At 69.4% G+C, this 6,611-nt stretch carries 9 protein-coding genes; 4 read left to right on the top strand and 5 right to left on the bottom strand.

Going from position 1 to position 6,611, the window contains the following annotated elements; translation table 11 throughout:
• Both AB0B64_RS45420 and AB0B64_RS45415 read right to left on the bottom strand, forming a co-directional pair.
• A partial coding sequence (locus tag AB0B64_RS45420; RefSeq protein ID WP_358187600.1) for a zinc ribbon domain-containing protein occupies nt 1-1,039 on the bottom strand: 1,039 nt, incomplete at its 3' end.
• Entirely contained in the window at nt 1,021-1,542 is a 522-nt protein-coding gene (locus AB0B64_RS45415) for a hypothetical protein (RefSeq protein ID WP_358187595.1), read from the bottom strand. The genes AB0B64_RS45415 and AB0B64_RS45420, both read right to left, overlap by 19 nt.
• 338 nt (nt 1,543-1,880) lie before the next feature.
• Here AB0B64_RS45415 and AB0B64_RS45410 point away from each other — a divergent pair, with 338 nt between their 5' ends.
• A complete protein-coding gene (locus tag AB0B64_RS45410; RefSeq protein ID WP_357955793.1) occupies nt 1,881-2,162 on the top strand; it encodes a hypothetical protein in 282 nt (93 codons plus the stop codon).
• A 61-nt stretch (nt 2,163-2,223) separates the two neighbouring features.
• Here the strand turns inward: AB0B64_RS45410 and AB0B64_RS45405 are convergent, their stop codons facing one another.
• Nucleotides 2,224-2,739, bottom strand: coding sequence for a helix-turn-helix domain-containing protein (locus AB0B64_RS45405; RefSeq protein ID WP_357955791.1), 516 nt, complete (start codon nt 2,737-2,739; stop codon nt 2,224-2,226).
• Nucleotides 2,740-2,816: 77 nt separating this feature from the next.
• On the opposite strand from AB0B64_RS45405, the gene AB0B64_RS45400 reads away from it, so the two are divergent.
• Nucleotides 2,817-3,614: an NAD(P)H-binding protein gene (locus AB0B64_RS45400; protein ID WP_357955789.1), complete on the top strand. Its 798-nt coding sequence runs from the start codon at nt 2,817-2,819 to the stop codon at nt 3,612-3,614.
• Between the two features lie 21 nt (nt 3,615-3,635).
• Here the strand turns inward: AB0B64_RS45400 and AB0B64_RS45395 are convergent, their stop codons facing one another.
• Nucleotides 3,636-4,142 (bottom strand): DoxX family protein, encoded by a 507-nt coding sequence (locus tag AB0B64_RS45395; RefSeq protein WP_357955787.1) that lies wholly within the window; start codon nt 4,140-4,142, stop codon nt 3,636-3,638.
• A gap of 304 nt (nt 4,143-4,446) precedes the next feature.
• On the opposite strand from AB0B64_RS45395, the gene AB0B64_RS45390 reads away from it, so the two are divergent.
• Both AB0B64_RS45390 and AB0B64_RS45385 read left to right on the top strand, forming a co-directional pair.
• Nucleotides 4,447-4,776 (top strand): helix-turn-helix transcriptional regulator, encoded by a 330-nt coding sequence (locus tag AB0B64_RS45390; RefSeq protein WP_358187583.1) that lies wholly within the window; start codon nt 4,447-4,449, stop codon nt 4,774-4,776.
• Nucleotides 4,773-5,741: an HD domain-containing protein gene (locus AB0B64_RS45385; RefSeq protein WP_357955783.1), complete on the top strand. Its 969-nt coding sequence runs from the start codon at nt 4,773-4,775 to the stop codon at nt 5,739-5,741. Before AB0B64_RS45390 ends, AB0B64_RS45385 begins: the two co-directional genes overlap by 4 nt.
• Nucleotides 5,742-5,784: 43 nt before the next feature.
• Here the strand turns inward: AB0B64_RS45385 and AB0B64_RS45380 are convergent, their stop codons facing one another.
• Entirely contained in the window at nt 5,785-6,510 is a 726-nt protein-coding gene (locus tag AB0B64_RS45380) for an alpha/beta fold hydrolase (RefSeq protein ID WP_358187577.1), read from the bottom strand.
• Nucleotides 6,511-6,611 lie beyond the last annotated feature (101 nt).

The raw sequence follows: 6,611 nt of genomic DNA, 5'->3' as shown, positions 1-6,611 counted from the left end.
AACGGTGGGTGCGGGTGGCGTGTTGGCCGAGCAGGCCGCGGGAGACGATCCGCTCGGCCGCTGCCCAGTCCCGATCACAGGACAGGCCGCAGGCCAGGCAGTAAGCCCACCTCCAGCCCCGCTCGGCGAGCCGGTCCGGGGCCGGGCAATGCTGGAGCACCGACGTGCCGTCCCCGCACCGGGGGCAGTACCGGGAAGTGCCACGCGCCGCGACGGTGACCACCGCGATGGCGTACTTGGCGGCCAGATGCCGGATCGCCTCGACGATCCGCCCGCGCACCTGCCCCGACAGGCGCGCGTTCGCCCTGGCCCGGCGTCCGCGCGCTTCCAGGGTGGCCAGGTCCTCCAGGTAGATGACCGTCGCCCCCGCGGCGGCGGCCTGATCGACCGCCCACCGCGCCGCCGACCAGATCAGTGCCTTGTTCAGATTACGGATACGGGCGCACAACCGCTCATGCTCGACACCGAGCCTCTGGCAGGCCGTACGCAACGCGAGGTAGCGGGGATCAGCAGGCGTGATCCCCGCCAGCAGCCTTTCCAGGTGCCGGTGCTTGGCAGCCAGGCGTTCACGCTCGCCGCGCAGCCGGTGCAGCTTGGCCGACACGCCGCTGGCGTCGTAGACCAGCGGCCGCCCATCACTGATCACCCGACCGTCGGCCAGACGCCCCGTCACGCCGACCAGCAGCCCGTTGAGGCCCCAGTCCAAGCCGCACCCGACCCGATGACCGGTAGCCGGCGCGAAACCGACCGGGATCTGGAACGGCAGATCGACGCGCACCCGACCCTTGACCACCCGCACAGTAGGGGCGCACAACGCCGCCTCCGCCGGCACCGTCGGCGGCAACGCGACCGGCAGCACATGCCACGCCCAGTCCCTAGAAGAGGCAGGAAACTCCACCAGCGGAAGCCGCACCCGCAGCCGGGCGCCGTCATCGCCGGCGCGCTCCAGGGTGAGCAGTTGCCGGTCGGCCGCCGCCAGCACCACCTGCGCCGCAACGTTCGGCGGCTCCTCCAACTCGGTCAGATCTGCCGGGAACACCTCATGCGCGTCGAGGTAGGCGCGGATCTGCCGCGTCCGGTTCCGGCCGCCGTCACCCCGTCCGGCAGCAACGCGCGCAGCGCCTGCCACTCGGCGCCGGTGCGTGCACCCGTATTCTGCGGCCAGGTGGCCACGATCGCCGCCACCAGACGGCGCCGGTGCAACGCCAGCCGCAACAGGCGGGCGGCCTGCTCCTGGGCGCACCGCATCACCCGATCACAGACGTACACGCCCAAGGGCGGGCTCACACCCCAGCCGAGCCGGCGCAGCGCCATCCAGCCCTTCGACGGCAACACCCGCCCGTCCAGCCCCACCCCGGACCCCAAAGCGTCCAGATCAGCCGCATTCCACCGGGCCACCACCAGACGGGCGGTCACATCGCGCGCCAGACCGGTCAGCCAGGCCACCCGCCGCACCAGCAGCGCCTGCGCGACGACCTCACCAGTCGCCTCCACCACCGCCGCGTAAGCGGTGCAGGAGGCTGTCGCGGTGAGCCTACTCACTCACCGCCCCCATCAGGTCATGGGTGACCAGGCGACATCGACACGTGCACCGCACGACCTGGAGCCCAACCTGCACCCCGCTCACCCCCGCCACCACGATGTGCGACCGCAACGCTACCAAGAGTTGACGTCTTTGGGTAGAACGCGTGAGCGATACACGCCCGCCGGATACCGACCCATCCCACGGATCACGTTCCACCCGCACAGCACGGACCACGAGCCCAGAACAGAATCCCAGGCTTTCACAGCGAATATGAAGAACGGTTCATACACTGCGCGGCCAGCGCACCTACCTCACGCCAGGCCGCTACCAGGCCCTCGACCTGCTGGTCACGGCCGTGAACGGCGACCAGCAGACCGAGCTCACGATCACCTACGCGGACGGCACAACCTCCACGGCCCCGCTCAAGGTAACCGACTGGGCCGGCGCCGCACCCCACTTCGGCGAGGAGGCGGCACTGACGGCCGACACCCGCTACAACGTCAACAACACCGCCGACGGCCGCAAGGTGACCATCTGGCGGGTGTCGGTAGCCGCCGACGCGACGCGCGAGGCGGTCTCGTTCACCAGCCCCGTGGCGCCGAACGTCAAGATTTTCGCACTCACGACCCGCGCGTGACCAGGGTGGCGTGGGGCGCCTGCCGCGCCGGGCAGGTGCCCCATGCCGCGTCGTCGTTTGATCACCTGCCGCGCCGGTCGAGGCCGTCGAGCATGAGGGGGAGGAAGCGCTTCGGGATGACGTCGGGGTGGCAGGCGAACACGTTGAGCAACTCCATGAGGTCGTCCGTGCCGACATCTGACCGCATCGTGTCGTCCGCCTGCGCCAGCCGTACCAGCTCGTCGAGTCGACGCACCAGCGCCTGCCTCGCCTGCGGCGCGGTGGTCCCGGCCAGCGCGGCCGCGATGGCGCCGCGGCCCTTCTCCACGCTGTAGACGACGAAGGCGCGAATGGCCGACCACGCGTCAGGCTCGGCCGCCACGGCGCGGTCGAGGGCGTCCATGAGCTCGTGAACATACTGCTCCGCCAGGGCGGCGAGCAGCACACCGCGGTCGGGGAAGCGGCGGTAGAGCGTGCCGACGCCGACCCCGGCCCGGCGGGCGATCAGCTCCATCGGCGCGTCCGCGCCGCGCTCGGCCACGGCGTCGCGGGCCGCCTCCAGGATCCGGTCCCGATTGCGGCGGGCATCGGCGCGCATTGAACTCCCATTGAAGTGGACGACAGGCTTCCGCTTAGTATACAAACGGAAGCTGACATTCCACTTAGGAGGTTGCGATGATCGTGGTGACGGGTGCGACGGGCACGATCGGGCGCGCGCTGGTCGAGGAACTCGGCGGTGCGGTGCGAGCCGTGGTACGGCGCGCGGAACAGGGCGAGGAGCTGGGCTGCGACTACGTGGTCGGCGACCTGGAGCGGCCGGAGAGCATCCCGCTCGAGCCGGGGGACAGGCTTTTTCTCAACAGCGCGCTGTGGCCGGGCTTCATGGCAGCGCACAAGGCGGTCATCGATCACGCGGCGGCCACGGGTGTGGCGCAGGTGGTGACCGTGTCCGTGCGCGGCGTGACGTCGAGCAGCCTGCTCGGGTTCGGCCTGCACGGGCAGGTTGACGAGCATCTTAAGGCGTCGGGGGTGCCGTGGTCGATCCTGGCGCCCGTCGGCTTCATGCAGAATCTCGCGGGCGACGTCGACGAGGAAGGGCGGATCTTCGGCTCGTACGGCGGGGGCAGGGTCGGCTACATCGACGCGCGGGACATCGCGGCGGTGGCGGCCGCGTTGCTCACGCGTCCCGTCGGCGCCGACACCACGTACGAGCTCACCGGCCCGGTGGCGCCTACGCACGACGAGATCGCCGCCGAGCTCACCCGAGCGCTCGGCCGGACCGTACGTTATGTGGACCAGTCGGTCGAGGAGGCCGCCGTTCACCTGGAGAAGCGCGGCATGCCCGCCCAAGCGGCCCGTGACCTGGCCGAACTCATGGCCCAGATCGGGGACGGGCGCTGGGCGAGCACGACCACGACCGTGGCCGACATCCTGGGCCGCGAACCGCGTTCGCTCCGGGAGTTCCTCGGGTAGCCGTGCGCGCCGGCGGAGTGATCAGAACTGGACGTTGGTCATCGTGTACCACGTCGGAGCGAAAGCCAGCAGGGCCAGCACGCCGAGGACCGCCGACGACTTGAGTACGCGTGAGGTGGTGATGGTCGCGGGCGCGATGGGCCTCAGCTTCCACCGTCCGACCGCGATGAACGCCGCGACGCCGCCCAGCAAGACATTCGCCGGCACCAATGCGTATTCGCCGCGGCTGATGTGAAAACCAGCCGCGAGGATCATCGTCAGTGCCAGGCCCGCGGCGGCGAGCGGCGTCAGCTTCGGTTTGACTCCCGTCATCGCCGGCAGGATCAGGCCGACGCCGCCCAGTACCTCACAGACCCCGATGAAGACGATCAGGGGCTGCGGCACGGCGGCGTACCAAGCCACGGCCCGGGGCGCCGCCGCATACAGGGCTCCGTCGTACAGCAGCACTTTGCCGAAACCGCTGCCGGCGAAGAAGAAGCCGAACAACGCTTGAAGCGACCAGAGTGCGCCGTTGAGCGTGAACCTCATTCCGCGCCCCTTGGGTTGCTGCTGAATGTCCTTGACGCTGTCGCTTACGTGCTGGCCCATGTCCTGTCACTGCCTTTCTCATCGGGTTGGTGCTGGTACGTGGTGACAGGACTCATCCGACCACCGCGGCAAGGTCGCGCGCGGCGTCCGTGGGACACGGTGGGACACGCGAGATGCGGTCCAGCTGCGAAAACAGGAATTTGTGCCGTGGCCGCGGGCTGGGACGGCTCTCGTGGCGCGCGGTACATGGTTGTCACCCGCGAGGTAATGTCACAGTCCGTGCTGGATATCTAGAGTTCTACACATGACGAATGGTCCGCGGATGACCCTGCAGACGATGCTCGTGCTGGAAGAGATGCTGTCCGACCCGACCAAGCGCCGCTACGGGCTGGAACTGTGCGAGAAGACCGCTCAGCCCAGCGGCACCATCTACCCGATCCTGGCCAGGCTGGAGCGCGAATTCGGCTGGATCGAGCGCCACAAGGAGGCCGCGGCCGAGCACCTGGCCCAGGGCCGCCGCGCCCGCTACTACTACACGCTGACCGAGAAGGGCGCTCTCCGGGCTCGCGCCGCCCTCGAGCGAGCCGAGCGGTCCCGCGGACCCGCCGTGAACCTCCGGCCGGCGACGTCATGACCGGCTTGCTGGAGCCGCTGCTGGCTCGGCTGCCCGCCGAATCGACGGCTGTGGAGCGTGGCCGGATTCAGCGTGCTTACGAGTTCGCCGCCCGTTGCCATGAGGGCCAGGTGCGCAAGAGCGGTGACCCGTACATCACCCACCCCGTCGCCGTGGCGGAGATCGCGATCGACGCCGGTCTGGACTGCGCCACTGTCTGCGCCGCCCTGCTCCACGATGTCATCGAGGACACCGGATGTGACGCCGCACAGCTCCGCGCGGAGTTCGGCGACGAGATCACCACGCTGGTCCAGAGCATGACCGAGCTCGACCACAGGCACGATCAGGCGGCCATCGACGCCGCGGACAACCGCGTCCTCGCCCTGAAGGTGCTCGACCGGCTGCACAACATGCGCACCATCCAGCACCTCGACCAGGACAAACAGCGGCTGAAGAGCAAGCAGACGCTGGACATCATCGCACCGCTCGCCGGGCACCTCGGCCTGCGCGCCATCGCGGACGAACTCGAATCGATCGCCCGCGGCCGCCTGACCCACCTGCTCGGGGACACCGGCGCGAGGTACCAGGTGCTCGTCCTCAGCGCGCTGCTTCTCCCGGCGGCGGTGAGAGCGAGCTATGTGGACGAATGGCTCGGCGAGCTCGACGTGCTGGGGGACCCGCGGGCCCGCACCCGCTTCGCGCTCAGGCTGGCTCTCGGCATGCCCGCTCTGGCTCTGACCCTGCGCCGCCCCATACGGCACATGCCGGCCGATCATCTGCTGTCCGTTCTCCGTTGGATCCTACGGACGGACCTGCGCACCTGGACCCCACTGACCGTCTTGCTCGGCTGGATGATCGTGGAAACCGTCCGGAACAGCCTCGGCGCCGCCATAGCCATCCTGATCACGGTGCCTCCCGCCCTCCACGCCGGCGTCACCCGCCTACGCACGAAGCTCGGTCTTGATCAACCAGCCGAGCCCACCTGAGGGCGGTTATCGCTCTGCCCGCGTCTACCGTCTGCGGGGCGGGTCAGCCGAGCTTGAGCAGCAGTTCGGTGAGCTCGGCCGGCATGGTGATCATGCAGTCGTGGCCCGTCTCCAGTTCCCACACCTGTGCCGGGCTGCCGTTGGGCTGGATCGCTGGGACGGGCCGCCGCTTGATGCCCTCCGGTGCGCGGGCGACGCAGTGAATGTGCGTCCGCGCGATCGTGCGTACGGCCGGATTGTCCAGCCGGACCCGTTGCCGGAAGCAGAGCACCGGCTGATCCGACAACATCGTCCGCAGCCACGCCACGTCCGCCGGTTCGGTGACCCCGAACAGACCCAGGGGCGGCGGCAACTCGGGCATCGGCGGGATCCGCCACCCGACACCGGACTCCGCGGCACGGTCGATGAGGGCCTGGGTCATGGGATGCACATCCAGCGCGCTCTCGCCGTCCTCCGGGACCATCGCGTCGAGATAGACCAGATGGGTGATCCGATCCGGGATCCGATTGGCGGCGGACGAGATGACCAGCCCGGCGTAGCTGTGGCCCACCAGGATCACGTCGGTGAGGCCCTCCTCGGTGATCACCCTGACGATGTCGTCGACGTGCGTGTCCAGCCCCACCTCGGGGCCGAGCAGATGCGCCTTGTCGCCGAAGCCGGTCAGCGACGGCGCGACCACCCGGTGCCCGGCCGCTGCCAGCAACGGGACCACCCGCTCCCAGCATTGCCCGCTGTGCCAGGCCCCGTGTACCAGCAAATATGTTGACATGGTGTAGCTCCTTGCTCGTTGGAAGGGGCCACCGGCCGATTCGCCGGTGTTCGTCCCGGAGGTGAGGTTTCCGCTCACCCGCTGACGGAGCCAGAGCCCCC

The organism is Nonomuraea sp. NPDC049129 (assembly GCF_040648495.1).
Classification (GTDB): Bacteria; Actinomycetota; Actinomycetes; order Streptosporangiales; family Streptosporangiaceae; genus Nonomuraea.
The sequence above is the reverse complement of the archived record's forward strand: the minus strand, read 5'-3'. Positions and strand labels throughout refer to the sequence as shown.

Excerpts from the sequence above, each read along its gene's own strand:
- AB0B64_RS45390 (WP_358187583.1), top strand. The coding sequence starts at position 4,447 with ATGACGAATGGTCCGCGGATGACCCTGCAGACGATGCTCGTGCTGGAA.
- AB0B64_RS45380 (WP_358187577.1), bottom strand. The coding sequence starts at position 6,510 with ATGTCAACATATTTGCTGGTACACGGGGCCTGGCACAGCGGGCAATGC.
- AB0B64_RS45405 (WP_357955791.1), bottom strand. The coding sequence starts at position 2,739 with ATGCGCGCCGATGCCCGCCGCAATCGGGACCGGATCCTGGAGGCGGCC.
- AB0B64_RS45395 (WP_357955787.1), bottom strand. The coding sequence starts at position 4,142 with ATGAGGTTCACGCTCAACGGCGCACTCTGGTCGCTTCAAGCGTTGTTC.
- AB0B64_RS45400 (WP_357955789.1), top strand. The coding sequence starts at position 2,817 with ATGATCGTGGTGACGGGTGCGACGGGCACGATCGGGCGCGCGCTGGTC.
- AB0B64_RS45385 (WP_357955783.1), top strand. The coding sequence starts at position 4,773 with ATGACCGGCTTGCTGGAGCCGCTGCTGGCTCGGCTGCCCGCCGAATCG.